The sequence below is a fragment of the Streptomyces finlayi genome (genome assembly GCF_014216315.1).
GTDB lineage: Bacteria > Actinomycetota > Actinomycetes > Streptomycetales > Streptomycetaceae > Streptomyces > Streptomyces finlayi_A.
Genome location: NZ_CP045702.1, coordinates 3,028,706 through 3,053,994, shown reverse-complemented (window position 1 = coordinate 3,053,994; position 25,289 = coordinate 3,028,706). Strand labels below are relative to the sequence as shown.

Genomic DNA, 25,289 nt, shown 5'->3' with positions numbered 1-25,289 from the left:
TCCCAGCAAAGATCACCTGGCGCCGATGAAGCAAGGCGTACAGAACCACTCAGGAGGACCCCAGTGGCGAAGGCAAAGTTCGAGCGGACTAAGCCGCACGTCAACATCGGCACCATCGGTCACATCGACCACGGTAAGACGACCCTCACGGCCGCCATTACCAAGGTGCTGCACGACGCGTTCCCCGACCTGAACGAGGCCTCGGCCTTCGACCAGATCGACAAGGCTCCCGAAGAGCGTCAGCGCGGTATCACGATCTCGATCGCGCACGTGGAGTACCAGACGGAGTCGCGTCACTACGCGCACGTCGACTGCCCCGGGCACGCCGACTACATCAAGAACATGATCACGGGTGCGGCGCAGATGGACGGCGCCATCCTCGTGGTCGCGGCCACCGACGGCCCGATGCCGCAGACCAAGGAGCACGTGCTCCTGGCCCGCCAGGTCGGCGTCCCCTACATCGTCGTCGCGCTGAACAAGGCCGACATGGTGGACGACGAGGAGATCCTGGAGCTCGTCGAGCTCGAGGTTCGTGAGCTCCTCTCCGAGTACGAGTTCCCGGGCGACGACCTTCCGGTCGTCAAGGTCTCGGCGCTCAAGGCTCTTGAGGGTGACAAGGAGTGGGGCCAGACCGTCCTCGACCTGATGAAGGCCGTCGACGAGTCCATCCCGCAGCCCGAGCGTGACGTCGAGAAGCCGTTCCTCATGCCGATCGAGGACGTCTTCACGATCACCGGTCGTGGCACCGTCGTCACCGGTCGTATCGAGCGTGGTGTCCTCAAGGTCAACGAGACCGTCGACATCGTCGGTATCAAGACCGAGAAGGTCACCACCACGGTCACCGGTATCGAGATGTTCCGCAAGCTGCTCGACGAGGGCCAGGCCGGTGAGAACGTCGGTCTGCTTCTTCGTGGCATCAAGCGCGAGGACGTCGAGCGCGGCCAGGTCATCATCAAGCCGGGTTCGGTCACGCCGCACACCGAGTTCGTGGCGCAGTCCTACATCCTGTCGAAGGACGAGGGTGGCCGTCACACCCCGTTCTTCAACAACTACCGCCCGCAGTTCTACTTCCGTACCACGGACGTAACGGGCGTTGTGACCCTTCCCGAGGGCACCGAGATGGTCATGCCGGGCGACAACACCCTCATGAACGTCTCGCTGATCCAGCCCGTCGCCATGGAAGAGGGCCTGAAGTTCGCCATCCGTGAGGGTGGCCGGACCGTGGGCGCCGGCCAGGTCACCCAGATCGTCAAGTAGTCACTTGACCGTCTGACCTGGTCGCTCCGCACAAGAGCACCAAGAGGGGCCCCGGCCCGCCGCGCAAGCGGTGGACCGGGGCCCCTCTTGCGTGTGCCCGGTCCCTAGGTCCAGGGCGCGGCGTCCGGGCCCAGACCCACCACGCCCGGCCGTCCTTCGGCGTCGAGGTGGAGCGCGGCGCCGTCGAGGGCCGCGGGCCCCCGCGTGCGTACGTGAAGCCCTCGGTCCGTACGGAGCTGGACCAGGCCTTCCTCGGTGCGACCGAGCAGGACGGTGCCGTACGGGGAGGCCGCTGCGGTGAGGGGCCCGTACCCGCGGAAGTCCCCGCGCTCCACGGCGGCGCCCGACGAGTCCACCGCGGTCAGTCCGGAGTCGGCCTCCGCCCGGTAGAACACCTCCACGGTCCCGTCGGCGGCGGTGAGCGCCGTCGGCGCCACACCGGGTCCCAGCGCCCGGTCGAGCTGGGTGCGGGCGGTCAGCGGGTCGCCGGGCGCGTCCTGCGTCCAGTGGTGCACCGCGTGATGGCCCGCAGCGAAGACATGGACGCGGCCGGCCCCGTCGACGGCGGTCCCGAACCCGTCCTGCACCGGCCCGCCGCCGGTGTCCCGCCAGCCGCTCCACCGTCCGGAGGCGTTCCGCACCCGCGTACTGACCCCGCCCTCGGCGTTCCGTACGAAGAGGTGGACCTGACCGTCCGGGGCGGCGACGGCCACCGGTATGCCGATCCGGCGTCCGTGGTCGTGCCCCCCGGCCGGATTGCCGAGGCCGCGCCAGGCACGGAACCCGCCGCCGGGGGAGCGCTGTTCGAGGAGCACGATCTCGCGCTCGTTGTCGCTGCCGTGCCCGCCGAGCGCGGAGAAGCGCAGCCCGAACAGCAGCTGTCGTCCGTCGGCGAGCGCCGCCGTGCCGAGCACGGGGGCGAGCGGGCCGCCGCCGAGGTCGTCCGGCCCCAGCCAGACGCCGCTGCCGGGGGCGCTCTCGCGCCATCGGACGCCCGCGGAGACTTCGGACAGTAGCGGGGGAGAAGGGCTCCCCCGCTACTGTCCGCGAACCTGGCCGGTCAGTGCCCCTCGGCGAAGACCTCTTCGGTGGTGGTGGCCGTGGCGGCGTGTTGGAGCCACTGGTTCAGCAGGCGGGGGTCGGTGCAGGTGGTGATCTTCTGCCGGAGCTCGTCGGTGAGGGCGATGCCGCGTGCTTCGAGGATCAGCAGGAGGCCTTCGGCTCGGCCTTCGGTTCGGCCTTCGGTTCGGCCTTCGTCCCGGATTTCTTCCGACATGAAGGACTTGTAGAAAGAGGTGTCCACGGCCACCAGGTTCCTCCACTGTTGTGCGGCCGGGCGGGTGCCCAGGCCCTGTGCGGTGAGTTCGACGATGGGGTCGGCGATGGTTTCGGGTGCGTCACGCAGTGCGGCGGAGAGCGTTTTCAGTATGGCACCGACGTCTGGATCGTCGGCGTGTGTGATGGCGGCGAGAGTGGCGAGTGCGAGGTCCTTGCGGGCCTCGGCGACGTTCTTGATGACGGGCATGTTGTGCGGGCCGGCGACGAGTGGGTTGAGGGTGAGTGTCTGCCATTGGCGGAGGCCGATGGTGATGGGGCGCGCGGCCCATTGGGCGGTGGCGTGGTCCTGGCAGACGACCAGGAGCAGGACGGGCAGGGCGCCGTATCTGTTGTGGAGATAGCTGACGTAGTAGGGCCAGCTCGCGGTCTTGCGTGGGTCCTTCTTGCCTTGGGCCTCGATGGCGAGGAGGAAGGGGCCGTCGTACTGGGTGTCGATGCGCAGGAGGGTGTCGACACGGCGTTCGACGGGGCTGTTCTCTGTGAGGTCGGTGGGAAGGACGGTGGCTGAGGTGGGCGGCGGGATGTTGACGCCGAGGACTTCGGATACGCGGGAGAAGAGGCCGGGGTACTCCTGGAAGATGCGGTGCATTGCTTCGTGGGGCGAGCTGACCATGTGGGTCCGTTCGGGGTGAGGGCGGCCGTGGCTGTCAGGCTGCGGCTGTGTGCGGGTCCTGGTGCGCGTCGACTCGGCAGCCGCGGCAGTGTCCTGGGGCGGTGGCGCGGAAGGCGCGGTCGCACGTGTCGCAGTTCTGGAGCGGGATGACGATGACCTTGCGGCGGGGCGGGGTGAGGTCCGCGGTGCCGGGGAGTGGGGGTGGCAGGAGCGTGGTGATGCGGCTGCGGACGAACTTCGCCGGGTGTTTGACGGGGGTCGGGAGGTCGCTGGTGAGCGCGTGGCGGATGGTGTCGGGATGGGCGTCGCGTTCGAGCCAGGCGGCGACGCCAGGGGCGAGTGTCTCGATTTCCGTCTCGGGGAGGGTGAGTTGGGGCGAGCTGCGGCGGAGGTCGGCGAGGAGCGCTGTGGCGGCCCGGTGGAGCTCCTCGGTGGGTGCGTGGGGATGGGGGAGCGGCGGGGGCTGTTTCCTCGGGGCCGTGGGTGCCGGTAGGTAGACGGGGGCTGCCGGAGGCAGGGGTTCCGGGGCGGTGGTCGGGGCGGCTGCGTCGCGTGGCGGCGCGGGTGGCGGGACGGTGAGGGGGGCTGGGGGCTCGCTGCGGCGGGGCCGGGGGCGCGGCAGCGGTTGTGGCGCGAGAGCGATGGCGCCGGGTTGGTTGTAGGAGACCGTGCGCGTGACCATGCGGCCGTCGGGGAGGCGCACGCGGCTGCGGTGGAGATAGCCGGTGGCTTCCAGTTCGCGCAGGGCGGCGGCGATGCGGGCTTCGCTCTCCGGGAAGCGGGCGGTGAGTACCTTGATGCTGACCTTGGCCCCGGCGGGCAGGGACTGGATGTGTACGGCGAGCCCGATCGCGGTGAGGGAGAGGCCGCGGTGCTGGGCGAGGTGGTTGCCGATGACCGTGAAGCCGGAGATGTGGCGGACGTTGACGTGGAGGACGCCGGATGTCGGCGTGACGTCGGTCTGGGTGCCGGGGGAGCCGGGCTGGGCGCACGGGGGCGCGATAACCTGCGGGGTATCCATCGGGAAGGTGCTTCTTCCTCGTGGTCAGGCCCCCGGCCGGGATTCGCAGTCCCGGCGGGGGCCGTCTCGTGTCTGTGGTTGTCGCGGCGAGCATATGCCAGCCAACCCGGCCCGAATCCAGCCCTGTTGCGATATGTCACCCGTGCGAGTGATGCAGGTCAGGGCGGGGGTGGGGTGGGGTTTGGTTGGGTTGTTTCCCGAGTTCTTTAAAAGCCTTTAGACGTCGTGGGTGGCCGCGTCGCGGGTCACCGGGCCGTGGCCGACCGGGTCGTGGGTGTCCGCGACCCGGTGGAGTCGGTCACGGTGCGAGGTCGAGCTCCGCCCAGACCGTTTTACGGGGGACCGGGCCCGGAATGACGCCCCAGCGGTCGGCGAGGGCCTCGACGATGAGCAGGCCGCGCCCGCCCTCCGCGTGTGGGTCGGGGGCCGTTGCGACGGGCAGGCGGTCACCCCGGGCGTCGGTGACCTCGATGCGCAGTCGGCTGTCCTCGCGGACGGTGAGGCGCAGTCGGAAGTCCCGGCCTGATACCCGTCCGTGGACCGAGGCGTTGGTGGTGAGCTCCGCGACGATGTGCGCGGCCGACTCCGAGGGCAGTCCCCAGAGGTCGAGATGGGCCACGGCGAGGAGTCGGGCCAGCCGGGCGCCTCGGCGGGTGGGGGAGAGCAGCACCGTGAACGTGCGTTCGGTGGTGCGGAGTTGGGGGGTGGCGGCTTGTTGGTTCACATCATTCAGCGTGGCCGGGCCTGCGTACCGTGCCCAGTGACTGAGCCCTTGCGTACGGTGACTGTCCCGGGCTTGTCCAGTGCTGTCCCGGCTGTCCGGAGTGACGTGCGGGGAACAGACGCGGTTGAGGAAGAACGGCACGCACGTCGGAAGTGGGGCACGGATGAGTGTGGACGGGATCGGTACGGAGCGGAATGGCGTCGGCGGGGCGGACGAGCCCGGCTGGGACGTCGATCCCGAGGACGAGTCGGGCGTCGCGGTGGTCGCCGCCGTGGGGCGCCAGATCAAGGCCTGGCGGGAGGCGGCCGGGATGCGGGCCGGTGAGCTCGGGGTGGCGATCGGGTACGGGGAGGACCTGGTCTACAAGGTGGAGGGCGGGCGGCGGATCCCTCGGCCGGAGTTCCTGGACAAGGTGGACGAGGTGTGCGGCGCGGGCGGGAAGATCGCTGCGATGAAGCAGGATCTGGCAGCGGTCCGGTACCCGAAGAAGGTGCGGGACCTGGCGGGCGTGGAAGCGAGGTCGGTCGAGATCGCGGCCTATGTGGCGCATGGTCTGCACGGGCTGTTGCAGACCCCGGGTCATGCGCGGGCGCTGTTTGAGGCTAGGCAGCCCCCGTACTCGCAGGACGAGGTGGAACGGATGGTGGCCGCACGTGTGGCCCGACAAGCGATCTTCGAGAGGGCGCCTGCACCTGCCCTCAGTTTCGTCCAGGAGGAGTCATCACTCAGGCGACCCATTGGGGGCCTACTGGAGTGGCGACGACAGCTCGAGCGGTTGCTGGAAATCGGGCAGTTCCGGAATGTGACCCTCCAGGTGATGCCTACGCATCGAGAGGCGCATCCTGGGATGGACGGTGACATCGACGTGCTGAAGTTCAAGGACGGTACAGCGGTGGGACGTTCCCACGGGGCGTTCAACGGGCGTCGCGTGACCGACGCGAAGCAACTCCGTATCCTCGAACTGCGGTATGGCATCATCCGGGCCGAGGCTCTCAGGCCCCGGGAGACTCTGGCCCTCATCGAGCAAGTGCTGGGAGAGACATGATCCGCAGGACTTCCGCGCAAGACGTTTCTGGGTTGGCCTGGTTCAAGAGCAGCTACAGCAGCAACGGCAACGAAGGCGACTGTGTCGAGGTGGCGGCGGCCCTCGGCTCGGTACACGTGCGCGACTCCAAGAACGCGCAGGGGGCGAGGCTCGCCTTCGCACCAGGGGCATGGGCGGGCTTCGTCCCGTACGCCGCCGGACGCTGATCCTGAAACGTGGTCGCGCCCCCGCTCCTCCTTGTCAGTGAGTGCGGGCGGGGTCTTCGGAGGAGACCGCGGAGGGTCACCTCGGTGACGACCCGGGAACGATTTCGTACGGGGACGAGCCGGCCGTGAGCCGCCGGGGAAGGCGAACGGGGCCTGTCCATGTGTGCCCGCGTTTGACCATCCGACCACGGGGGGTAAGATCCCCGGCCCGATTGGCCAGGCTCGCGCCCCGTATGGCACACTGACCAGGTTGCTCGGTTGAGTGTCAATGTTGCGCGCCTCCCGCCGGGAGGACCGGAAGCGAGTCCCACGGTACTCGTCGACCCCATGCGGGTCGGACGTACGGGAATCTTTCGGGAAGTTCAGCAGGGCGCCGGCCAGGCACCCGGTGGGTGTTCCGCCCCCGGTTCGCGAGGTCTGTGGGCCCGCACCCCCTTGGTTGGGATTTCCTTCGGGAGATTTTCGTAGAGGGGATGCGACACGCCCGACCGCGTGGGTCGGAGACGGAGTTCCGAGAACCCCCGGGTTCCAGAGCGTTATGAGAGACAGGACTACTAGTAGCCATGGCGGGACAGAAGATCCGCATCCGGCTCAAGGCCTACGACCACGAGGTCATCGACTCCTCGGCGAAGAAGATCGTCGAGACGGTGACCCGCACTGGTGCGTCGGTCGCAGGCCCGGTGCCGCTGCCCACTGAGAAGAACGTGTACTGCGTCATCAAGTCGCCGCACAAGTACAAGGACTCTCGCGAGCACTTCGAGATGCGCACGCACAAGCGCCTCATCGACATTCTCGACCCCACGCCGAAGACGGTTGACTCGCTGATGCGCCTCGACCTGCCGGCTGGCGTCGACATCGAGATCAAGCTCTGAGGGGACGGGCCGAGATGAGCAAGAGCATCAAGGGCGTCCTGGGCGAGAAGCTCGGCATGACCCAGGTCTGGGACGAGAACAACCGGGTTGTCCCGGTGACCGTCGTCAAGGCCGGGCCGTGCGTCGTGACGCAGGTTCGTACGAACGACAGCGACGGCTACGAGTCGGTCCAGATCGCCTTCGGCGAGATCGACCCGCGCAAGGTGAACAAGCCCCTCAAGGGTCACTTCGCCAAGGCCGACGTGACCCCGCGCCGCCACCTGGTGGAGCTCCGCACCCCTGACTCCAGCGAGTACACGCTGGGCCAGGAGATCACTGCCGAGGTGTTCGAGTCCGGCGTCAAGGTTGACGTCACGGGCAAGAGCAAGGGCAAGGGCTTCGCCGGTGTCATGAAGCGTCACAACTTCAAGGGTCTCGGCGCCGGTCACGGCGTCCAGCGCAAGCACCGTTCCCCCGGTTCGATCGGTGGCTGCGCCACCCCTGGGCGTGTCTTCAAGGGCATGCGCATGGCCGGCCGGATGGGTAACGAGCGCGTCACCACCCAGAACCTGACCATCCACGCGGTTGACGCGGAGAAGGGTCTGCTGCTCATCAAGGGCGCAGTCCCCGGTCCGAACGGCGGCCTCGTCCTGGTCCGTACCGCGGCCAAGGGGGCTTGAGGTAATGAGCACCATTGACATCCTTTCGCCGGCAGGCGACAAGGCCGGTACCGTCGAGCTCCCCGCGGAGATCTTCGACGCGAAGACCAGCGTTCCGCTGATCCACCAGGTCGTTGTCGCACAGCTGGCAGCTGCCCGTCAGGGCACGCACTCGACCAAGCGCCGCGGTGAAGTCCGTGGTGGTGGCCGTAAGCCTTACCGCCAGAAGGGCACCGGCCGCGCCCGCCAGGGTTCGACCCGTGCGCCGCAGTTCGTGGGCGGTGGCGTCGTCCACGGCCCGAAGCCGCGCGACTACTCGCAGCGCACCCCGAAGAAGATGAAGGCCGCCGCTCTCCGCGGTGCCCTCTCCGACCGGGCGCGTCACTCCCGCATCCACGTCGTCACCGGCGTGGTCGAGGGTGGAGTTTCCACGAAGGCCGCGAAGACGCTGCTCGGCAAGATCTCGGAGCGTGCGAACGTGCTCCTGGTCGTCGACCGCGCCGACGAGGCCGCGTGGCTGTCCGCACGCAACCTGCCCCAGGTGCACATCCTGGAGCCGGGCCAGCTGAACACGTACGACGTGATCGTCTCTGACGACGTGGTCTTCACTCAGGCCGCTTTCGAGTCCTTCGTGTCTGGCCCCCAGACCGCTGAGACCGAAGGGAGCGACGCCTGATGAGCGAGGCGACCGTTACCAGCACCATCACGAGCAAGACCTACTCGGACCCGCGTGACGTTCTCGTCAAGCCGGTTGTCTCCGAGAAGAGCTACGCGCTGCTCGACGAGAACAAGTACACGTTCATCGTCGCGCCCGGCTCCAACAAGACCCAGATCAAGCAGGCCGTGGAAGCGGTCTTCTCGGTCAAGGTCACCGGGGTCAACACGATCAACCGGCAGGGTAAGCGCAAGCGCACCAAGACCGGCTTCGGCAAGCGCGCTGACACCAAGCGCGCCATCGTGACCCTTGCCGAGGGCGACCGTATCGACATCTTCGGCGGTCCGACCGCCTAACGGCGGTCTGGATCGTCCGGAATCGGACGAGGACTGAGAAATGGGAATCCGCAAGTACAAGCCGACGACCCCGGGCCGTCGTGGCTCCAGCGTCGCCGACTTTGTCGAGATCACGCGGTCCACGCCGGAGAAGTCGCTGGTCCGCCCCCTGCACAGCAAGGGCGGCCGTAACAACGCCGGTCGGATCACTGTTCGCCACCAGGGTGGCGGACACAAGCGCGCCTACCGTGTGATCGACTTCCGTCGTCACGACAAGGACGGCGTGCCGGCCAAGGTCGCGCACATCGAGTACGACCCGAACCGCACCGCGCGCATCGCGCTGCTGCACTACGCGGACGGCGAGAAGCGTTACATCGTCGCCCCGCGTGGCCTGTCGCAGGGTGACCGTGTCGAGAACGGTCCGGCCGCAGACATCAAGCCGGGCAACAACCTCGCGCTGCGCAACATCCCGGTCGGTACGACCATCCACGCCATCGAGCTTCGGCCCGGCGGCGGCGCGAAGTTCGCCCGTTCCGCGGGTACTTCCGTGCAGCTGCTGGCGAAGGAGGGCACCATGGCCCACCTTCGTATGCCGTCCGGAGAGATCCGGCTGGTCGACGCCCGCTGCCGCGCCACCATTGGTGAGGTCGGCAACGCCGAGCAGTCGAACATCAACTGGGGCAAGGCCGGCCGTATGCGCTGGAAGGGCGTTCGCCCGACCGTCCGCGGTGTCGCGATGAACCCGGTTGACCACCCGCACGGTGGTGGTGAAGGCAAGACCTCCGGTGGACGTCACCCGGTCTCGCCGTGGGGTCAGAAGGAGGGTCGTACTCGCTCGCCGAAGAAGGCATCGAGCAAGTACATCGTCCGCCGCCGCAAGACGAACAAGAAGCGCTAGGAGCGGGTTTAGATGCCGCGCAGTCTCAAGAAGGGGCCCTTCGTCGACGGCCACCTCATCAAGAAGGTGGACGTACAGAACGACGCAGGTACCAAGAACGTCATCAAGACCTGGTCCCGTCGCTCGATGATCGTCCCGGCCATGCTGGGTCACACCATCGCGGTGCACAACGGCAAGATCCATGTCCCGGTGTTCGTCACCGAGTCGATGGTCGGCCACAAGCTCGGCGAGTTCTCGCCGACTCGCACCTTCCGCGGCCACGTCAAGGACGACCGGAAGTCGAAGCGCCGCTAGCGCGGGGTGGAAACGACTATGACTAACACCGAAGGGACAACCATGGAAGCCAGGGCCCAGGCGCGGTACATCCGCGTCACGCCCATGAAGGCCCGCCGAGTGGTGGACCTCATCCGTGGCATGGATGCCACGGAGGCTCAGGCGGTCCTGCGTTTCGCCCCGCAGGCCGCGAGCGTGCCGGTTGGCAAGGTGCTTGACAGCGCCATTGCCAACGCTGCACACAACTACGACCACCCTGACGCCTCTTCGCTGGTCATCAGCGAGGCGTACGTGGACGAGGGCCCGACCCTGAAGCGGTTCCGACCGCGTGCTCAGGGCCGTGCCTACCGGATCCGTAAGCGGACCAGCCACATCACCGTGGTCGTCAGCAGCAAGGAAGGAACCCGGTAATGGGCCAGAAGGTTAACCCGCATGGGTTCCGGCTCGGCATTACCACGGACTTCAAGTCCCGTTGGTACGCCGACAAGCTGTACGCGGACTACGTCAAGGAAGACGTTGCCATTCGTCGCATGATGACGAAGGGCATGGAGCGTGCCGGTATCTCGAAGGTTGAGATCGAGCGCACCCGCGACCGCGTCCGTGTCGACATCCACACCGCCCGCCCGGGCATCGTCATCGGTCGCCGTGGCGCCGAGGCCGACCGCATCCGTGGCGAGCTGGAGAAGCTGACCGGCAAGCAGGTCCAGCTGAACATCCTCGAGGTCAAGAACCCCGAGGTGGACGCTCAGCTGGTGGCCCAGGCCGTCGCCGAGCAGCTCTCCTCCCGTGTCTCCTTCCGTCGTGCGATGCGTAAGAGCATGCAGAGCACGATGAAGGCCGGCGCCAAGGGCATCAAGATCCAGTGCGGCGGTCGCCTCGGCGGCGCCGAGATGTCCCGCTCGGAGTTCTACCGCGAGGGCCGCGTGCCCCTGCACACGCTCCGCGCGAACGTGGACTACGGCTTCTTCGAGGCCAAGACGACCTTCGGCCGTATCGGCGTGAAGGTCTGGATCTACAAGGGCGACGTCAAGAACATCGCCGAGGTCCGCGCCGAGAACGCCGCAGCCCGTGCCGGCAACCGTCCGGCCCGTGGCGCTGAGCGCCCCGCCGGCCGCGGTGGCCGCAGTGGCAGCGGTGGTGGCGGCGAGCGTGGCGGTCGCGGAGGCCGCAAGCCGCAGCAGTCCGCGCCGGCAGCGGAGGCCCCCAAGGCCGACGCTCCCGTCGCCGCTGCTCCGGCTGAGAGCACCGGAACGGAGGCCTGACCGAAATGCTGATCCCCCGTAGGGTCAAGCACCGCAAGCAGCACCACCCGAAGCGCAGCGGAATGTCCAAGGGTGGCACGCAGGTTGCGTTCGGCGAGTACGGCATCCAGGCGCTGTCCCCGGCGTACGTGACGAACCGCCAGATCGAGGCAGCTCGTATCGCGATGACCCGCCACATCAAGCGTGGCGGGAAGGTCTGGATCAACATTTATCCGGACCGCCCCCTGACGAAGAAGCCTGCCGAGACCCGCATGGGTTCCGGTAAGGGTTCTCCCGAGTGGTGGATCGCGAACGTCAAGCCGGGTCGCGTGATGTTCGAGCTGTCCTACCCGAACGAGAAGATTGCTCGTGAGGCGCTTACCCGCGCTGCTCACAAGCTTCCGATGAAGTGCCGGATCGTTCGGCGCGAGGCAGGTGAGTCGTGATGTCGGCCGGTACCAAGGCGTCCGAGCTGCGCGAACTGGGCAACGAGGAGCTCCTCAACAAGCTCCGCGAGGCCAAGGAAGAGCTGTTCAACCTCCGCTTCCAGGCGGCGACGGGCCAGCTCGAGAACCACGGTCGGCTCAAGTCCGTCCGTAAGGACATCGCCCGGATCTACACCCTGATGCGCGAGCGCGAGCTCGGCATCGAGACGGTGGAGAGCGTCTGATGAGCGAGAAGAATGTGACTGAGACGACTGAGCAGCGCGGTTTCCGCAAGACCCGTGAGGGTCTCGTCGTCAGCGACAAGATGGACAAGACCGTCGTCGTCGCTGTCGAGGACCGCGTCAAGCACGCGCTGTACGGCAAGGTCATCCGCCGTACGAACAAGCTCAAGGCCCACGACGAGCAGAACTCTGCCGGCGTCGGCGACCGTGTGATCATCATGGAGACGCGGCCGCTGTCCGCGTCGAAGCGGTGGCGCATCGTCGAGATCCTCGAGAAGGCCAAGTAATCCCTGAGGGGGTTTCCCCTCAGGACAGTTCCGCCAGGCTCGGTGGGGGTCCGCTCCGTAACGGAGTGACCCCCGCCGGGAACCGGCAGACGATCAGGAGATAGACGTGATCCAGCAGGAGTCGCGACTTCGTGTCGCCGACAACACGGGTGCGAAGGAAATTCTCACCATCCGTGTTCTCGGTGGCTCGGGTCGCCGCTACGCGGGCATCGGTGACGTCATCGTCGCCACCGTCAAGGATGCGATCCCCGGTGGCAACGTGAAGAAGGGTGACGTCGTCAAGGCCGTCATCGTTCGCACCGTCAAGGAGCGTCGTCGTCAGGATGGCTCGTACATCCGCTTCGACGAGAACGCTGCCGTCATTCTGAAGAACGACGGCGACCCCCGCGGCACCCGTATCTTCGGCCCGGTGGGCCGTGAGCTGCGCGAGAAGAAGTTCATGAAGATCATCTCGCTCGCGCCGGAGGTGCTGTAAGCATGAAGATCAAGAAGGGCGACCTGGTTCAGGTCATCACCGGTAAGGACAAGGGCAAGCAGGGCAAGGTCATCGTTGCCTACCCTGCTCAGGACCGCGTCCTCGTCGAGGGTGTCAACCGGGTCAAGAAGCACACGAAGGCCGGTCAGACCGCTCGCGGTTCGCAGACCGGTGGCATTGTGACGACCGAGGCTCCCGTCCACGTCAGCAACGTGCAGCTGGTTGTTGAGAAGGACGGCAACAAGGTCGTTACTCGCGTCGGTTACCGCTTTGACGACGAGGGCAACAAGATCCGTGTTGCCAAGCGCACCGGTGAGGACATCTGATGACTACCACCACAGCGCCGCGTCTCAAGACGCGCTACCGCGAGGAAATCGCCGGCAAGCTGCGTGAGGAGTTCTCCTTCGAGAACGTCATGCAGGTTCCCGGTCTGGTCAAGATCGTGGTCAACATGGGTGTGGGCGACGCCGCCCGCGACTCCAAGCTGATCGACGGGGCCGTCAAGGACCTCACCACGATCACCGGTCAGAAGCCGGCCGTCACCAAGGCCCGCAAGTCGATCGCGCAGTTCAAGCTGCGCGAGGGGCAGCCGATCGGCTGCCACGTCACCCTTCGTGGTGACCGCATGTGGGAGTTCCTGGACCGTACGCTGTCGCTCGCGCTTCCGCGTATCCGTGACTTCCGCGGCCTGTCGCCGAAGCAGTTCGACGGCCGTGGCAACTACACCTTCGGTCTCACGGAGCAGGTCATGTTCCACGAGATCGACCAGGACAAGATCGACCGGGTCCGGGGCATGGACATCACCGTGGTCACCACGGCGACCAACGACGACGAGGGTCGTGCCCTCCTTCGTCACCTCGGCTTCCCGTTCAAGGAGAACTGACCGTGGCGAAGAAGGCTCTGATCGCTAAGGCCGCCCGCAAGCCGAAGTTCGGCGTGCGCGGGTACACCCGCTGCCAGCGCTGCGGCCGGCCCCACTCCGTCTACCGCAAGTTCGGCCTGTGCCGCGTGTGCCTTCGTGAGATGGCTCACCGTGGCGAGCTGCCGGGCGTGACCAAGAGCTCCTGGTAATTCTCCTTCGCCCTTTGGGCGTTGGGAATACCCGGAGACTCTCGGTAAGTATCTGGTCGGCAGGAGCCCCGCCTTACATGCCGTAGGCTTGTGGGGTTGGGCGCCTGCCGCCCTAGACCGACTTACTACGCCGTAGGTCCCCGCACCGCACCCGTCCCGCCACTGAGTGGGGAGAGGGATGGCGCATACAGGAAACCCCGGCGAGAGAGGCCGAAGGCCAACTCATGACCATGACTGATCCCATCGCAGACATGCTCACTCGTCTGCGCAACGCGAACTCGGCGTATCACGACGATGTCGCAATGCCGCACAGCAAGATCAAGTCGCACATCGCGGAGATCCTCCAGCAGGAGGGCTTCATCACCGGCTGGAAGGTCGAGGACGCCGAGGTCGGCAAGAGCCTCGTTCTCGAGCTGAAGTTCGGCCCGAACCGCGAGCGCTCGATCGCCGGCATCAAGCGGATTTCGAAGCCGGGTCTGCGTGTATACGCAAAGTCCACCAATCTGCCGAAGGTTCTCGGCGGCCTGGGCGTGGCGATCATCTCCACGTCCCACGGTCTCCTGACCGGCCAGCAGGCCAGCAAGAAGGGCGTAGGTGGGGAAGTCCTCGCCTACGTCTGGTAGTCGGGAACGGAGGAATAGCTCATGTCGCGAATCGGCAAGCTCCCCATCCAGGTTCCCGCCGGTGTGGACGTCACCATCGATGGCCGCACGGTAGCGGTGAAGGGCCCCAAGGGCACCCTCTCGCACACCGTCGCCGCGCCGATCGAGGTCACCAAGGGTGAGGACGGCGTGCTCAGCGTCGTCCGCCCTAACGACGAGCGTCAGAACAAGGCCCTTCACGGCCTGTCCCGCACGCTGGTGGCGAACATGATCACCGGCGTGACCGCGGGATACAGCAAGGCGCTCGAGATCAGCGGTGTCGGTTACCGAGTTCAGGCGAAGGGCTCCAACCTGGAGTTCGCCCTGGGCTACAGCCACCCGATCCTCATCGAGGCCCCTGAAGGCATCACCTTCAAGGTCGAGTCGCCCACGAAGTTCAGTGTCGAGGGCATCGACAAGCAGAAGGTCGGCGAGGTCTCCGCGAAGATCCGCAAGCTGCGGAAGCCGGACCCGTACAAGGCCAAGGGCGTCAAGTACGCCGGCGAGGTTGTCCGCCGCAAGGTCGGAAAGGCGGGTAAGTAAGCCATGGCATACGGTGTAAAGATCGCCAAGGGTGACGCCTACAAGCGTGCCGCCCTCAAGCGCCGCCACATCCGCGTCCGCAAGCACATCTCCGGTTCGCCGGAGCGGCCGCGCCTGGTTGTGACGCGTTCCAACCGCCACATGGTGGCTCAGGTCATCGACGACGTGGCGGGCCACACGCTCGCCTCGGCATCGACCCTGGACGCCTCCATCCGTGGTGGCGAGGGTGACAAGAGCGCCCTGGCCAAGCAGGTCGGGGCCCTGGTCGCCGAGCGCGCCAAGGCCGCAGGCGTCGAGGCCGTCGTGTTTGACCGCGGTGGTAACCAGTACGCCGGGCGGATTGCCGCTCTGGCTGACGCCGCCCGTGAAGCCGGGCTGAAGTTCTAAGCCCCGGTTCCTACGCACAGCGGACGTAACAGAGAGAGGTAATTCCAATGGCTGGACCCCAGCGCCGCGGAAGCGGTGCCGGTGGCGGCGAGCGGCGGGACCGGAAGGGCCGTGACGGTGGCCCTGCCGCCGAGAAGACCGCGTACGTCGAGCGCGTCGTCGCGATCAACCGCGTCGCCAAGGTTGTGAAGGGTGGTCGTCGCTTCAGCTTTACCGCGCTTGTCGTGGTAGGCGATGGTGACGGCACCGTCGGTGTCGGATACGGCAAGGCCAAGGAAGTTCCCGCGGCCATCGCCAAGGGCGTTGAAGAGGCCAAGAAGAGCTTCTTCAAGGTTCCGCGTATCCAGGGCACCATCCCTCACCCGATCCAGGGCGAGAAGGCTGCGGGCGTCGTTCTGCTCAAGCCTGCTTCCCCCGGTACCGGTGTGATCGCGGGTGGCCCGGTGCGCGCCGTTCTGGAGTGCGCCGGCGTTCACGACATCCTGTCGAAGTCGCTCGGTTCTTCGAACCCGATCAACATCGTGCATGCGACCGTGGCGGCCCTTCAGGGCCTGCAGCGTCCCGAGGAGATCGCGGCTCGCCGTGGTCTGCCCCTCGAGGACGTCGCCCCCGCGGCTCTGCTGCGTGCACGTGCTGCGGGAGCGGGTGTCTGATGGCTCGCCTCAAGATCACGCAGACCAAGTCGTACATCGGTAGCAAGCAGAACCACCGTGACACCCTGCGTTCGCTCGGGCTCAAGCGCCTGAACGACACGGTTGTCAAGGAGGACCGCCCCGAGTTCCGCGGAATGGCTAACACCGTCCGCCACCTCGTGACGGTTGAGGAGGTTGACTGACATGGCGGAGAACAGCCCGCTGAAGGCCCACAACCTCCGGCCTGCCCCGGGCGCCAAGACCGCCAAGACCCGTGTGGGTCGTGGTGAGGCGTCCAAGGGTAAGACCGCAGGCCGTGGTACCAAGGGTACGAAGGCTCGTTACCAGGTTCCGGAGCGCTTCGAGGGTGGGCAGATGCCCCTCCACATGCGTCTCCCGAAGCTCAAGGGCTTCAAGAACCCGTTCCGCACGGAGTACCAGGTCGTGAACCTGGACAAGCTCGCGACGCTCTACCCCGAGGGTGGAGAGGTCACGGTGGCCGGTCTGGTCGCCAAGGGCGCTGTGCGCAACAACCACCTCGTCAAGGTCCTCGGACAGGGCGAGATCTCCGTGGCACTGCAGGTTTCGGTTGACGCCGTTTCCGGCTCCGCCAAGGAGAAGATTGCCGCTGCGGGCGGCACTGTCACCGAGCTCGTCTGAGACAACTCGGACAAGCTGGTGGCCTGAACATCCGACCGGGGATGCCTCTCATATGGGGCATCCCCGGTTGGTCGTTCCTAGGGGGGCATGGTCGCCGGTAAGGTGGCCAGCGTTGTTGTGTGCTAACCCCCTGGGCGTCCGCCCGGGGACCTTTGACTGTTACCTAATCGTCGATCCTCAAGACCGTCACCTCTACGCATTGCGCGGGGGTCGCAGGAGGCACCGTGCTCACCGCGTTCGCCCGGGCGTTCAAGACGCCCGACCTGCGCAAGAAGCTGTTCTTCACGCTCGGCATCATCGTGCTCTACCGTCTCGGGGCACACATTCCCGTACCGGGAGTGAGCTACGAGAACGTCCAGACCTGTGTTGATCAGGCAAGCAAGGGCAACAACAGCCTCTTCGGCCTGGTGAACATGTTCAGCGGTGGTGCACTGCTGCAGATCACGATCTTCGCGCTCGGCATCATGCCGTACATCACGGCCAGCATCATTCTTCAGCTGCTGACCGTCGTCATCCCCCGGCTCGAAGCCCTCAAGAAGGAGGGACAGTCGGGCCAGGGAAAGATCACGCAGTACACGCGTTATCTGACCGTGGCGCTCGCCATCCTCCAGGGCACGGGCCTGGTGGCAACCGCCCGCAGCGGGGCGTTGTTCAGTGGCTGTCCTGTCGCTGATCAGATCGTTCCGAACCAGTCGATCTTCACCACGGTAGTGATGGTTCTCACCATGACCGCCGGAACTGCCGCCGTGATGTGGCTCGGTGAGCTCATCACCGACAAGGGCATCGGCAACGGTATGTCGATCCTGATGTTCATCTCGATCGCGGCCAGCTTCCCCGGCGCACTGTGGGCCATCAAGACGAGCGGCAAGCTCGCGGACGGCTGGATCGAGTTCGCCACCGTCATCCTGATCGGCTTCGTGATGGTCGGGCTCGTCGTCTTCGTCGAGCAGGCCCAGCGCCGTATCCCGGTGCAGTACGCGAAGCGCATGATCGGGCGCCGGTCCTATGGCGGTACGTCCACGTACATCCCGCTGAAGGTGAACCAGGCGGGTGTGATTCCCGTCATCTTCGCTTCTTCGCTGCTCTACATCCCGGCCCTGATCGTGCAGTTCTCCAGCTCCACCGCGGGCTGGGCGACGTGGATCCAGGACCACTTCGTCAAGGGTGACCACCCGTACTACATCGTGACGTACTTCCTGTTGATCGTGTTCTTCGCCTTCTTCTATGTGGCGATCTCGTTCAACCCCGAGGAAGTCGCGGACAACATGAAGAAGTATGGTGGCTTCATCCCGGGCATCCGGGCTGGTCGCCCGACCGCCGAGTATCTGAGTTACGTACTCAACAGGATCACTTGGCCGGGCTCGCTGTATCTGGGTCTGATCGCTCTTGTGCCGACGATGGCGTTGGCAGGCTTCGGCGGCGCGAACGCCAACTTCCCGTTCGGCGGGACGAGCATCCTCATCATCGTGGGTGTTGGTCTGGAAACCGTGAAGCAGATCGAGAGTCAGCTCCAGCAGCGCAATTACGAAGGGTTCCTCCGCTGATGCGAATCGTCCTCGTCGGGCCGCCCGGTGCCGGTAAGGGAACGCAGGCTGCGTACCTTGCCCAGAACCTGTCGATTCCGCACATCTCCACGGGCGACCTCTTCCGCGCCAACATCAGCCAGGGCACAGACCTTGGCAAGCAGGCCCGCTCCTACATGGACGCGGGGCAGCTGGTGCCGGACGAGGTCACCATCGGGATGGCCAAGGACCGCATGTCCCAGCCTGACGCCGTCGACGGCTTTCTGCTCGACGGTTTTCCCCGCAACGTGGGACAGGCCGAGGCTCTCGACGGGATTCTCCGGAACGAGAGCGTGAAGCTGGACGCGGTCCTGGACCTGGAGGTCCCCGAGGACGAGGTGGTCAAGCGCATCGCCGGCCGCCGTATCTGCCGGAACGACAGCGCGCACGTCTTCCACGTGACGTACAACCAGCCGAAGACCGAGGGCGTCTGCGACGCCTGTGGCGGCGAGCTGTACCAGCGGGACGACGACAGCGAGGAGACGGTCAGGACCCGGCTGGAGGTCTACCACACGGAGACCGAGCCGATCATCGACTACTACAGGGCCCAGGGCCTGGTGGTCACCATCTCCGCGCTCGGCAAGGTCACCGATGTGACCGAGCGGGCCATGGAGGCGCTCGAGAAGTCCGACGAGGGCTGAGACCTCCCCGTAGCACCTTCACAGTCGGCCGCGGCGCCTCACAGGCGTCGCGGCCGACTGTTTGCGCCGTATCTTGGGATACGCCGCACCCGTATCCCACAGACGTAGAGAGGCGCCGAGCAATGGTGCAGATCAAGACTCCCGAGCAGATCGCGAAGATGCGCGAGGCGGGCCTGGTGGTCGCTGCCATTCACGCCGCCACCCGCGAGGCGGCCGTGCCCGGCGCCACCACCAAGGACCTCGACGAGGTCGCGCGCAAGGTGATCGCCGACCACGGCGCCAAGTCGAACTTCCTCGGGTACGGCGGCTTCCCCGCGACCATCTGCACCTCGGTCAACGAGGTCGTCGTGCACGGCATCCCGGACGACAAGACGGTCCTCAAGGACGGCGACATCATCTCGATCGACGCCGGCGCGATCATCGACGGCTGGCACGGCGACGCCGCGTACACCGCGTTCGTCGGCACCGGTCACGCCCCGGAGCTCGTGGAGCTGTCCCGGGTGACCGAGGAGTCGATGTGGGCCGGCATCGCCGCGATGAAGGTGAACAACCGCCTCGTCGACATCTCCAAGGCGATCGAGTCCTACATCCGCCGCCAGCCCCGCCCGGCCACCGGCAAGTACGGGATCATCGAGGACTACGGCGGCCACGGCATCGGCACCGAGATGCACATGGACCCGCACCTGCTGAACTACGTCTCCCGTAAGCGCGGCAAGGGCATCAAGCTGGTCCCGGGCGTCTGCCTGGCCATCGAGCCCATGGTGTCCCTCGGTACGGCGCAGACGAAGGTCCTGGCGGACGAGTGGACGGTCCTGACGACCGACGGCACCTGGTCCTCGCACTGGGAGCACTCGATCGCTCTGACGGAGCAGGGCCCCCTGGTCCTCACGTCACCCGACTGCGGCCGCGAGAAGCTGGCGCAGTACGGGATCGAGGCGGCGCCGGACCCCCTGGGGTGACCGCCTGCCGGCGGGCGGAGCTCGGCGCGGCGGACCGAAGCTGTGAGGCGCTCCGGCGCCGAGCCCGCGAGGGCTGCGTGGGGGAGGGGCCGGGATCGAGGCGGCGCCGGACCCCCTGGGGTGATGACAGGGCCGCCCAGCAGGTCTAAGGATCACCGTGGCTGGGCAAACTTGACGGATTCGTCTTTTCGGATCCGCTGACGTAGACTGACTCGTCGGCTCTCGTGCATCCGTGTGTCCGCATATGGAAGCCGAAGTCGATCAAGGTAGCCGATTCGAAAGGCGAAGCGTGGCCAAGAAGCAAGGTGCCATCGAAATTGAGGGCACCGTGATCGAGTCTCTCCCGAACGCGATGTTCAGGGTGGAGCTCCAGAACGGTCACAAGGTCCTCGCGCACATCAGCGGCAAGATGCGGATGCACTACATCCGTATCCTCCCGGATGACAGGGTCGTGGTGGAGCTCTCTCCGTACGACCTGACGCGTGGCCGGATCGTCTACCGATACAAGTAGATCTTGCCCGCATCGCGCTTCGGCGCGGTGATGGCACTGACCCGGAGAACCTGACATCCCATGAAGGTCAAGCCGAGCGTCAAGAAGATCTGCGACAAGTGCAAGGTGATCCGCCGTCACGGTCGGGTCATGGTCATCTGCGACAACCTGCGCCACAAGCAGCGCCAGGGCTGAAGCACGACCCCCTGCATCTCGCAGACTTCGCGCGACGCACGTAATTCGTACATACGCAGTGCCCGTCCACGCTTCGGCTGACGACACCTCCGGCGGGGGCCGGGGACCCGGACGTACCACCTCAGTACTTCGTACGAGAGGTCGGCGGCCGGGAGTGACACTGTGGAAGACCCCCGACATAACAACTGGAGCCATTGAATGGCACGCGTTTCAGGTGTTGACATCCCGCGCGAAAAGCGCGTGGAGGTTGCCCTCACCTACGTCTTCGGCATCGGGCGTACCCGGTCCAAGGAGATCCTCGCCAGCGCCGGCGTGAACCCGAACACCCGCGTTCGTGACCTGGCCGAAGAGGACCTGGTCAAGATCCGCGAGTACGTGGACGCCAACCTGCGCACCGAGGGTGACCTCCGCCGCGAGATCCAGGGTGACATCCGCCGCAAGATCGAGATCGGCTGCTACCAGGGCATCCGTCACCGCCGTGGTCTGCCGGTGCACGGTCAGCGCACCAGCACCAACGCGCGTACCCGCAAGGGCCCGCGTCGCGCGATCGCCGGTAAGAAGAAGCCGGGCAAGAAGTAGTCCTCAGCGGACGCTATCCAGCGGTCTTCGCTGTAGGACCGATCACCTCCCCTCTCCATCTGGAGTAAAGACATGCCCCCCAAGGGTCGTCAGGGCGCAGCCAAGAAGGTGCGTCGCAAGGAAAAGAAGAACGTCGCTCATGGGCACGCGCACATCAAGAGCACGTTCAACAACACCATCGTCTCGATCACGGACCCCGCGGGCAACGTGATCTCCTGGGCCTCCGCCGGCCACGTCGGCTTCAAGGGCTCGCGCAAGTCCACCCCCTTCGCCGCGCAGATGGCCGCCGAGTCGGCCGCCCGCCGCGCGCAGGAGCACGGCATGCGCAAGGTTGACGTCTTCGTCAAGGGTCCGGGCTCCGGCCGCGAGACCGCGATCCGCTCCCTCCAGGCCACTGGCCTCGAGGTCGGTTCGATCCAGGACGTCACCCCGACGCCGCACAACGGCTGCCGCCCGCCGAAGCGTCGTCGCGTCTGACGCACGACGGCCGGTAACGGTTGTTGCGTTTCTTCCAGGTCCGGGCGGTATGTCTCTTCGAGGCGTACCGCCCGTATCCTTGTTCCATCTGTAGGGCATCAAATAGTGGGTGCCCACGACTGAAGGATTCTCCTCATGCTGATCGCTCAGCGTCCGTCGCTGACCGAAGAGGTCGTCGACGAGTTCCGCTCCCGGTTCGTGATCGAGCCGCTGGAGCCGGGCTTCGGTTACACCCTCGGCAACTCCCTGCGCCGGACTCTTCTCTCCTCGATCCCGGGTGCGGCTGTCACGTCCATCCGCATCGACGGTGTCCTGCACGAGTTCACCACCGTGCCGGGCGTCAAGGAAGACGTCACCGACCTCATCCTCAACATCAAGCAGCTCGTCGTCTCCTCGGAGCACGACGAGCCCGTCGTGATGTACCTGCGCAAGCAGGGCCCCGGTCTGGTCACCGCCGCTGACATCGCCCCGCCGGCCGGTGTCGAGGTCCACAACCCGGACCTCGTCCTGGCCACGCTGAACGGCAAGGGCAAGCTGGAGATGGAGCTGACCGTCGAGCGCGGTCGCGGCTACGTCTCCGCCGTCCAGAACAAGCAGGCGGGCCAGGAGATCGGCCGGATTCCGGTCGACTCCATCTACTCCCCGGTGCTCAAGGTCACGTACAAGGTCGAGGCGACCCGTGTCGAGCAGCGCACCGACTTCGACAAGCTGATCGTCGACGTCGAGACCAAGCAGGCCATGCGTCCCCGTGACGCCATGGCGTCGGCCGGTAAGACCCTGGTCGAGCTGTTCGGTCTGGCGCGCGAGCTCAACATCGACGCCGAGGGCATCGACATGGGCCCCTCGCCCACGGACGCCGCGCTCGCCGCCGATCTGGCGCTGCCGATCGAGGAGCTCGAGCTCACGGTCCGCTCGTACAACTGCCTCAAGCGCGAGGGCATCCACTCCGTGGGTGAGCTCGTGGCTCGTTCCGAGGCCGACCTGCTCGACATCCGCAACTTCGGTGCGAAGTCGATCGACGAGGTCAAGGCGAAGCTGGCCGGTATGGGCCTCGCGCTGAAGGACTCGCCTCCCGGCTTCGACCCGACGGCCGCGGCTGACGCGTTCGGCGCGGACGACGACGCGGACGCCGGTTTCGTGGAGACCGAGCAGTACTGATCGCCTCCGGCGGGGGTGCCCGGATCATTGGGCGCCCCGGCCGGGCCGAGGGCCTTTGTCCTCAATCGCCGGACGGGCTTGATTTTGGCTGATGTCCGGCGAGAGCCGTAGCGCTTGATTTCGGGCTGTTGTCCGATGAGAGCCACGGCGAGCAAGAACTTCCGCGGGGCGGCCGCCTCGCGGGAACTGACACCGGTACCTGATACGGCCGGTGCAGCACACAAGGAGAAATACCATGCCTCAGCCCGCCAAGGGCGCCCGTCTGGGCGGCAGCGCTGCGCACGAGAAGCTTCTTCTCATCAACCTCGCGAAGTCGCTGTTCGAGCACGGCCGCATCACGACGACCGAGGCCAAGGCTCGCCGCCTGCGCCCCGTCGCCGAGCGTTTCATCACCAAGGCGAAGAAGGGCGACATCCACAACCGTCGCCTGGTGCTGCAGTCGATCACGGACAAGGGCATCGTGCACACGCTCTTCACCGAGATCGCCCCGCGGTACGAGAACCGCCCCGGTGGTTACACCCGTATCACCAAGATCGGCAACCGTCGTGGCGACAACGCCCCGATGGCGGTCATCGAGCTGGTCGAGGCGCTGACCGTGGCGCAGCAGGCCACCGGTGAGGCCGAGGCCGCGACGAAGCGTGCGGTCAAGGAAGACTCCCTCAAGAAGGACGAGGCCCCGGCCGAGTCCGTCGAGGACGCCAAGCCGGCCGCCGAGGCCGACGCGCCCGCCGCGGCAGCGGCTGATGTGGACGGCAAGGACGCCTGAGCGTTCTGAGACCACTGGACGGGCCCGCATCTCCCTTCGGGGCGATGCGGGCCCGTTCTGTTCTGAGAGGATGCGCGGGTGAGTGACGAGGTGGAGCCCGGTTTCGTACGGGTACGGCTGGACCTTTCGTACGACGGGAAGGACTTCTCCGGCTGGGCGAAGCAGACCAGCAGGCGCACGGTGCAGGGGGAGATCGAGGATGCGCTGAGGACGGTGACGCGGTCCTCGCGTACGTACGACCTGACCGTCGCCGGGCGTACCGATGCCGGGGTGCACGCCCGGGGGCAGGTCGCGCACGTCGATCTGCCGGCCGAGGTGTGGGCCGAGCACGAGGAGAAGCTGCTGCGGCGCATGGCCGGACGGATGCCGCAGGACGTGCGGATCTGGCGGGCAGCCGAGTCGCCGGCCGGCTTCAACGCGCGGTTCTCGGCGCTGTGGCGGCGTTACGCGTACCGGGTCGCGGACCGGCCGGGCGGGGTGGACCCGCTGCTGCGGGGCCACGTCCTGTGGCACGACAGGCCGTTGGACGTGGACGCGATGAACGAGGCGGCGGCGCCGATGGTGGGCGAGCACGACTTCGCCGCGTACTGCAAGAAGCGCGAGGGTGCGACGACCATCCGTACGCTCCAGAAGTTCGACTGGGTACGGGGCGAGGCGTCCGGTGTGATGACGGCGACCGTGCAGGCGGACGCCTTCTGCCACAACATGGTGCGGGCGCTGATCGGTGCGGCCCTGTTCGTGGGGGACGGGCGCCGGCCCGCCCGGTGGCCCGCGGAGGTACTGGCTGCGCGGGTGCGGGACCCCGCGGTGCATGTGGTCAGGCCGCACGGGCTGACGCTGGAGGAAGTCGCCTATCCCGCCGACGCGTTGCTGGCGGCGCGGGCGGTGGAGGCCCGGAACGTACGGACGTTGCCCGGGGGCGGCTGCTGCTGAGCCCCCGGGCGGTGCCGGTCAGCCGACGGGCGCGCCGATGTCCGCCGACGCCTGGACCTCGCCCCGGTGACGGATCTGACGGAACGTGAAGTTCGTCAGGTCGTCGCCGACCGCGAACACGTCGGCGTCCGCCTTGGTGACGTTCCTGCCGTCGGTGAAGCCGCTCACGGTGAAGTAGGCGTAGCGGCCGTAGGAGTTGGCGGTACGGCGGCACACCGAGCCGCCGCGGCAGAAGGTGGGGACGCCGGCGCCGTTGAGCGAGGCGATGCCGCCCGATGCCTGCTGTGCGGCCTTCTTGGCCTGTGCCTCGGTCTTGAAGACGGCGAGGCCGACCGTCACCGCCACGCCGTCCTTGCGGTAGGTGGCGCGGATGACCTGTTCGCAGCGGTTGCTGGTGAGGATGGAGCCGAGCGCGCCCTGGGTGGTCCCGGCGCAGTTGCGGGTCTGTGCCGTCGCGCCCTTGATGTGGACCCGGTCGCCCATGGTCAGACGCTTGCCGGGGAAGAAGGCGTCGGCGGTGATCGGCGCCTTGTCCTTCCTGGCGTCGGAGATGTAGTCCTTCGGGTCCGGCGGTGGCGGCGGCGCCACCGAGGAGAACGACGGTTCGGGTGTGGCGGTCTCCTCGGGCAGCTCGGCGGGCGCGGGCAGCTCGCTCGCGTTCTTCTCCGACCGGGCCGGACCGTCGTCGCCGTTGGCCGTGATCACGGCCGTGGCCACGATCGCGGCGACCGCCGCGGTGGCCAGCGCGCCGCCGCCGATCATCAGCCACTTCCTGCGCCGGCTGCGCGCGGCCGACTCCTCGGCCAGCGCCGCCCAGTCCGGCGTGTGACTGCCCCCCGGCCCCCAGGAGGGCCCCCCTTGACCAATGCTCATGCGGCGAATCCTAGACCGACCGGCACATGGGGGGCGGCGTCGCGGGGCTGGGCACGCACATCTGCGGCGTTGTCGTCAATCACCAACGCTCCGCGTTGCCTCAATCCTCCGCCTTGCAGCTGCACGTACCCAGCCCCGCTCCTTCTTCCACCCCCCATGTGCCGGTCGGTCCAAGAC

The 25,289-nt window shown here is 66.8% G+C and carries 38 protein-coding genes and 1 pseudogene; 34 read left to right on the top strand and 5 right to left on the bottom strand.

Translation table 11 applies throughout. The features are described from left to right. Positions 1–63: 63 nt before the first annotated feature. Positions 64–1,257, top strand: a complete 1,194-nt coding sequence (tuf, locus tag F0344_RS13965; protein WP_185299098.1) for an elongation factor Tu — start codon at positions 64–66, stop codon at positions 1,255–1,257. Between the two features lie 104 nt (positions 1,258–1,361). Here tuf and F0344_RS13960 read toward each other — a convergent pair. The 4 genes and pseudogenes from F0344_RS13960 to F0344_RS13945 form a co-directional block, all read right to left on the bottom strand. Continuing rightward, positions 1,362–2,249 (bottom strand): annotated as a pseudogene (locus F0344_RS13960) (PIG-L family deacetylase); the annotation flags it as partial. A gap of 68 nt (positions 2,250–2,317) precedes the next feature. Continuing rightward, a complete protein-coding gene (locus F0344_RS13955; protein WP_185299097.1) occupies positions 2,318–3,208 on the bottom strand; it encodes a hypothetical protein in 891 nt (296 codons plus the stop codon). Positions 3,209–3,242: 34 nt separating this feature from the next. Next, positions 3,243–4,229, bottom strand: coding sequence for a helix-turn-helix domain-containing protein (locus tag F0344_RS13950; RefSeq protein ID WP_185299096.1), 987 nt, complete (start codon positions 4,227–4,229; stop codon positions 3,243–3,245). 298 nt (positions 4,230–4,527) lie between these two features. Beyond that, a complete protein-coding gene (locus F0344_RS13945) occupies positions 4,528–4,953 on the bottom strand; it encodes an ATP-binding protein (protein WP_185299095.1) in 426 nt (141 codons plus the stop codon). 163 nt (positions 4,954–5,116) lie between these two features. On the opposite strand from F0344_RS13945, the gene F0344_RS13940 reads away from it, so the two are divergent. The 33 genes from F0344_RS13940 (at position 5,117) to truA (ending at position 24,239) form a co-directional block, all read left to right on the top strand. Further along, a complete protein-coding gene (locus F0344_RS13940; protein WP_185299094.1) occupies positions 5,117–5,998 on the top strand; it encodes a helix-turn-helix domain-containing protein in 882 nt (293 codons plus the stop codon). Continuing rightward, on the top strand, positions 5,995–6,204 hold the full coding sequence (locus tag F0344_RS13935; protein WP_185299093.1) for a DUF397 domain-containing protein: 210 nt from the start codon (positions 5,995–5,997) through the stop codon (positions 6,202–6,204). The genes F0344_RS13940 and F0344_RS13935 overlap by 4 nt, the downstream gene beginning before the upstream one ends. A 563-nt stretch (positions 6,205–6,767) precedes the next feature. Beyond that, complete coding sequence (gene rpsJ, locus F0344_RS13930) at positions 6,768–7,076, top strand: 30S ribosomal protein S10 (protein WP_003948644.1); 309 nt, start codon at positions 6,768–6,770, stop codon at positions 7,074–7,076. 14 nt (positions 7,077–7,090) lie between these two features. After that, positions 7,091–7,735, top strand: coding sequence for a 50S ribosomal protein L3 (gene rplC, locus F0344_RS13925; protein WP_185299092.1), 645 nt, complete (start codon positions 7,091–7,093; stop codon positions 7,733–7,735). 4 nt (positions 7,736–7,739) lie between these two features. Beyond that, positions 7,740–8,390, top strand: coding sequence for a 50S ribosomal protein L4 (gene rplD, locus F0344_RS13920; RefSeq protein ID WP_185299091.1), 651 nt, complete (start codon positions 7,740–7,742; stop codon positions 8,388–8,390). After that, positions 8,390–8,725 carry a 50S ribosomal protein L23 gene (gene rplW / locus F0344_RS13915; RefSeq protein ID WP_185299090.1) on the top strand — a complete coding sequence of 112 codons (336 nt, stop codon included), beginning with the start codon at positions 8,390–8,392 and terminating at the stop codon, positions 8,723–8,725. Before rplD ends, rplW begins: the two co-directional genes overlap by 1 nt. A gap of 40 nt (positions 8,726–8,765) precedes the next feature. Continuing rightward, entirely contained in the window at positions 8,766–9,602 is an 837-nt protein-coding gene (gene rplB, locus F0344_RS13910) for a 50S ribosomal protein L2 (protein WP_073718388.1), read from the top strand. Positions 9,603–9,614: 12 nt separating this feature from the next. Beyond that, entirely contained in the window at positions 9,615–9,896 is a 282-nt protein-coding gene (rpsS, locus tag F0344_RS13905) for a 30S ribosomal protein S19 (protein WP_103509564.1), read from the top strand. Between the two features lie 42 nt (positions 9,897–9,938). Continuing rightward, complete coding sequence (rplV, locus tag F0344_RS13900) at positions 9,939–10,286, top strand: 50S ribosomal protein L22 (protein ID WP_026290933.1); 348 nt, start codon at positions 9,939–9,941, stop codon at positions 10,284–10,286. Then, positions 10,286–11,137: a 30S ribosomal protein S3 gene (gene rpsC / locus F0344_RS13895; protein ID WP_185299089.1), complete on the top strand. Its 852-nt coding sequence runs from the start codon at positions 10,286–10,288 to the stop codon at positions 11,135–11,137. The genes rplV and rpsC overlap by 1 nt, the downstream gene beginning before the upstream one ends. A 5-nt stretch (positions 11,138–11,142) precedes the next feature. Then, positions 11,143–11,562 carry a 50S ribosomal protein L16 gene (gene rplP, locus F0344_RS13890; protein ID WP_014154587.1) on the top strand — a complete coding sequence of 140 codons (420 nt, stop codon included), beginning with the start codon at positions 11,143–11,145 and terminating at the stop codon, positions 11,560–11,562. After that, a complete protein-coding gene (gene rpmC / locus F0344_RS13885; protein ID WP_014047786.1) occupies positions 11,562–11,786 on the top strand; it encodes a 50S ribosomal protein L29 in 225 nt (74 codons plus the stop codon). The genes rplP and rpmC overlap by 1 nt, the downstream gene beginning before the upstream one ends. Continuing rightward, the gene (rpsQ, locus tag F0344_RS13880) at positions 11,786–12,070 is read left to right on the top strand and encodes a 30S ribosomal protein S17 (RefSeq protein ID WP_185299088.1); all 285 of its coding nucleotides are present in this window, start codon (positions 11,786–11,788) and stop codon (positions 12,068–12,070) included. The genes rpmC and rpsQ overlap by 1 nt, the downstream gene beginning before the upstream one ends. A gap of 106 nt (positions 12,071–12,176) precedes the next feature. Beyond that, on the top strand, positions 12,177–12,545 hold the full coding sequence (rplN, locus tag F0344_RS13875) for a 50S ribosomal protein L14 (RefSeq protein ID WP_003966950.1): 369 nt from the start codon (positions 12,177–12,179) through the stop codon (positions 12,543–12,545). Positions 12,546–12,547: 2 nt separating this feature from the next. Next, positions 12,548–12,871, top strand: coding sequence for a 50S ribosomal protein L24 (rplX, locus tag F0344_RS13870; RefSeq protein WP_018550616.1), 324 nt, complete (start codon positions 12,548–12,550; stop codon positions 12,869–12,871). Continuing rightward, positions 12,871–13,428, top strand: a complete 558-nt coding sequence (gene rplE / locus F0344_RS13865) for a 50S ribosomal protein L5 (protein ID WP_185299087.1) — start codon at positions 12,871–12,873, stop codon at positions 13,426–13,428. Before rplX ends, rplE begins: the two co-directional genes overlap by 1 nt. Positions 13,429–13,430: 2 nt before the next feature. Then, positions 13,431–13,616, top strand: a complete 186-nt coding sequence (locus F0344_RS13860) for a type Z 30S ribosomal protein S14 (protein ID WP_003948630.1) — start codon at positions 13,431–13,433, stop codon at positions 13,614–13,616. A 224-nt stretch (positions 13,617–13,840) separates the two neighbouring features. Beyond that, positions 13,841–14,239 (top strand): 30S ribosomal protein S8, encoded by a 399-nt coding sequence (gene rpsH / locus F0344_RS13855; protein ID WP_014154584.1) that lies wholly within the window; start codon positions 13,841–13,843, stop codon positions 14,237–14,239. Between the two features lie 21 nt (positions 14,240–14,260). Next, complete coding sequence (gene rplF / locus F0344_RS13850) at positions 14,261–14,800, top strand: 50S ribosomal protein L6 (RefSeq protein WP_185299086.1); 540 nt, start codon at positions 14,261–14,263, stop codon at positions 14,798–14,800. A gap of 3 nt (positions 14,801–14,803) precedes the next feature. Further along, the gene (gene rplR / locus F0344_RS13845) at positions 14,804–15,187 is read left to right on the top strand and encodes a 50S ribosomal protein L18 (protein WP_073718380.1); all 384 of its coding nucleotides are present in this window, start codon (positions 14,804–14,806) and stop codon (positions 15,185–15,187) included. Between the two features lie 47 nt (positions 15,188–15,234). Continuing rightward, positions 15,235–15,840 carry a 30S ribosomal protein S5 gene (gene rpsE, locus F0344_RS13840; protein ID WP_185299085.1) on the top strand — a complete coding sequence of 202 codons (606 nt, stop codon included), beginning with the start codon at positions 15,235–15,237 and terminating at the stop codon, positions 15,838–15,840. Then, entirely contained in the window at positions 15,840–16,022 is a 183-nt protein-coding gene (gene rpmD, locus F0344_RS13835; protein WP_185299084.1) for a 50S ribosomal protein L30, read from the top strand. The genes rpsE and rpmD overlap by 1 nt, the downstream gene beginning before the upstream one ends. A gap of 1 nt (position 16,023) precedes the next feature. Next, complete coding sequence (gene rplO / locus F0344_RS13830; RefSeq protein WP_185299083.1) at positions 16,024–16,479, top strand: 50S ribosomal protein L15; 456 nt, start codon at positions 16,024–16,026, stop codon at positions 16,477–16,479. A gap of 224 nt (positions 16,480–16,703) precedes the next feature. Then, the gene (secY, locus tag F0344_RS13825; RefSeq protein ID WP_185299082.1) at positions 16,704–18,023 is read left to right on the top strand and encodes a preprotein translocase subunit SecY; all 1,320 of its coding nucleotides are present in this window, start codon (positions 16,704–16,706) and stop codon (positions 18,021–18,023) included. Next, positions 18,023–18,682 carry an adenylate kinase gene (locus F0344_RS13820; protein WP_185299081.1) on the top strand — a complete coding sequence of 220 codons (660 nt, stop codon included), beginning with the start codon at positions 18,023–18,025 and terminating at the stop codon, positions 18,680–18,682. The genes secY and F0344_RS13820 overlap by 1 nt, the downstream gene beginning before the upstream one ends. A gap of 122 nt (positions 18,683–18,804) precedes the next feature. Next, positions 18,805–19,641 carry a type I methionyl aminopeptidase gene (gene map, locus F0344_RS13815; protein ID WP_185299080.1) on the top strand — a complete coding sequence of 279 codons (837 nt, stop codon included), beginning with the start codon at positions 18,805–18,807 and terminating at the stop codon, positions 19,639–19,641. A gap of 289 nt (positions 19,642–19,930) precedes the next feature. Beyond that, positions 19,931–20,152 carry a translation initiation factor IF-1 gene (gene infA, locus F0344_RS13810; protein ID WP_014047798.1) on the top strand — a complete coding sequence of 74 codons (222 nt, stop codon included), beginning with the start codon at positions 19,931–19,933 and terminating at the stop codon, positions 20,150–20,152. 60 nt (positions 20,153–20,212) lie between these two features. After that, a complete protein-coding gene (gene rpmJ, locus F0344_RS13805; protein ID WP_003956441.1) occupies positions 20,213–20,326 on the top strand; it encodes a 50S ribosomal protein L36 in 114 nt (37 codons plus the stop codon). A 198-nt stretch (positions 20,327–20,524) separates the two neighbouring features. Then, positions 20,525–20,905 (top strand): 30S ribosomal protein S13, encoded by a 381-nt coding sequence (gene rpsM, locus F0344_RS13800; protein WP_185299079.1) that lies wholly within the window; start codon positions 20,525–20,527, stop codon positions 20,903–20,905. 72 nt (positions 20,906–20,977) lie between these two features. After that, positions 20,978–21,382 (top strand): 30S ribosomal protein S11, encoded by a 405-nt coding sequence (rpsK, locus tag F0344_RS13795; RefSeq protein ID WP_006376016.1) that lies wholly within the window; start codon positions 20,978–20,980, stop codon positions 21,380–21,382. Positions 21,383–21,517: 135 nt separating this feature from the next. Further along, positions 21,518–22,540 (top strand): DNA-directed RNA polymerase subunit alpha, encoded by a 1,023-nt coding sequence (locus F0344_RS13790; protein ID WP_024755423.1) that lies wholly within the window; start codon positions 21,518–21,520, stop codon positions 22,538–22,540. Positions 22,541–22,775: 235 nt separating this feature from the next. Continuing rightward, positions 22,776–23,306 carry a 50S ribosomal protein L17 gene (rplQ, locus tag F0344_RS13785; RefSeq protein ID WP_185299078.1) on the top strand — a complete coding sequence of 177 codons (531 nt, stop codon included), beginning with the start codon at positions 22,776–22,778 and terminating at the stop codon, positions 23,304–23,306. A gap of 78 nt (positions 23,307–23,384) precedes the next feature. Further along, positions 23,385–24,239, top strand: a complete 855-nt coding sequence (truA, locus tag F0344_RS13780; protein ID WP_185299077.1) for a tRNA pseudouridine(38-40) synthase TruA — start codon at positions 23,385–23,387, stop codon at positions 24,237–24,239. Between the two features lie 18 nt (positions 24,240–24,257). On the opposite strand, the gene F0344_RS13775 is transcribed toward truA, so the two are convergent. After that, on the bottom strand, positions 24,258–25,112 hold the full coding sequence (locus tag F0344_RS13775) for a hypothetical protein (RefSeq protein ID WP_185299076.1): 855 nt from the start codon (positions 25,110–25,112) through the stop codon (positions 24,258–24,260). Positions 25,113–25,289 lie beyond the last annotated feature (177 nt).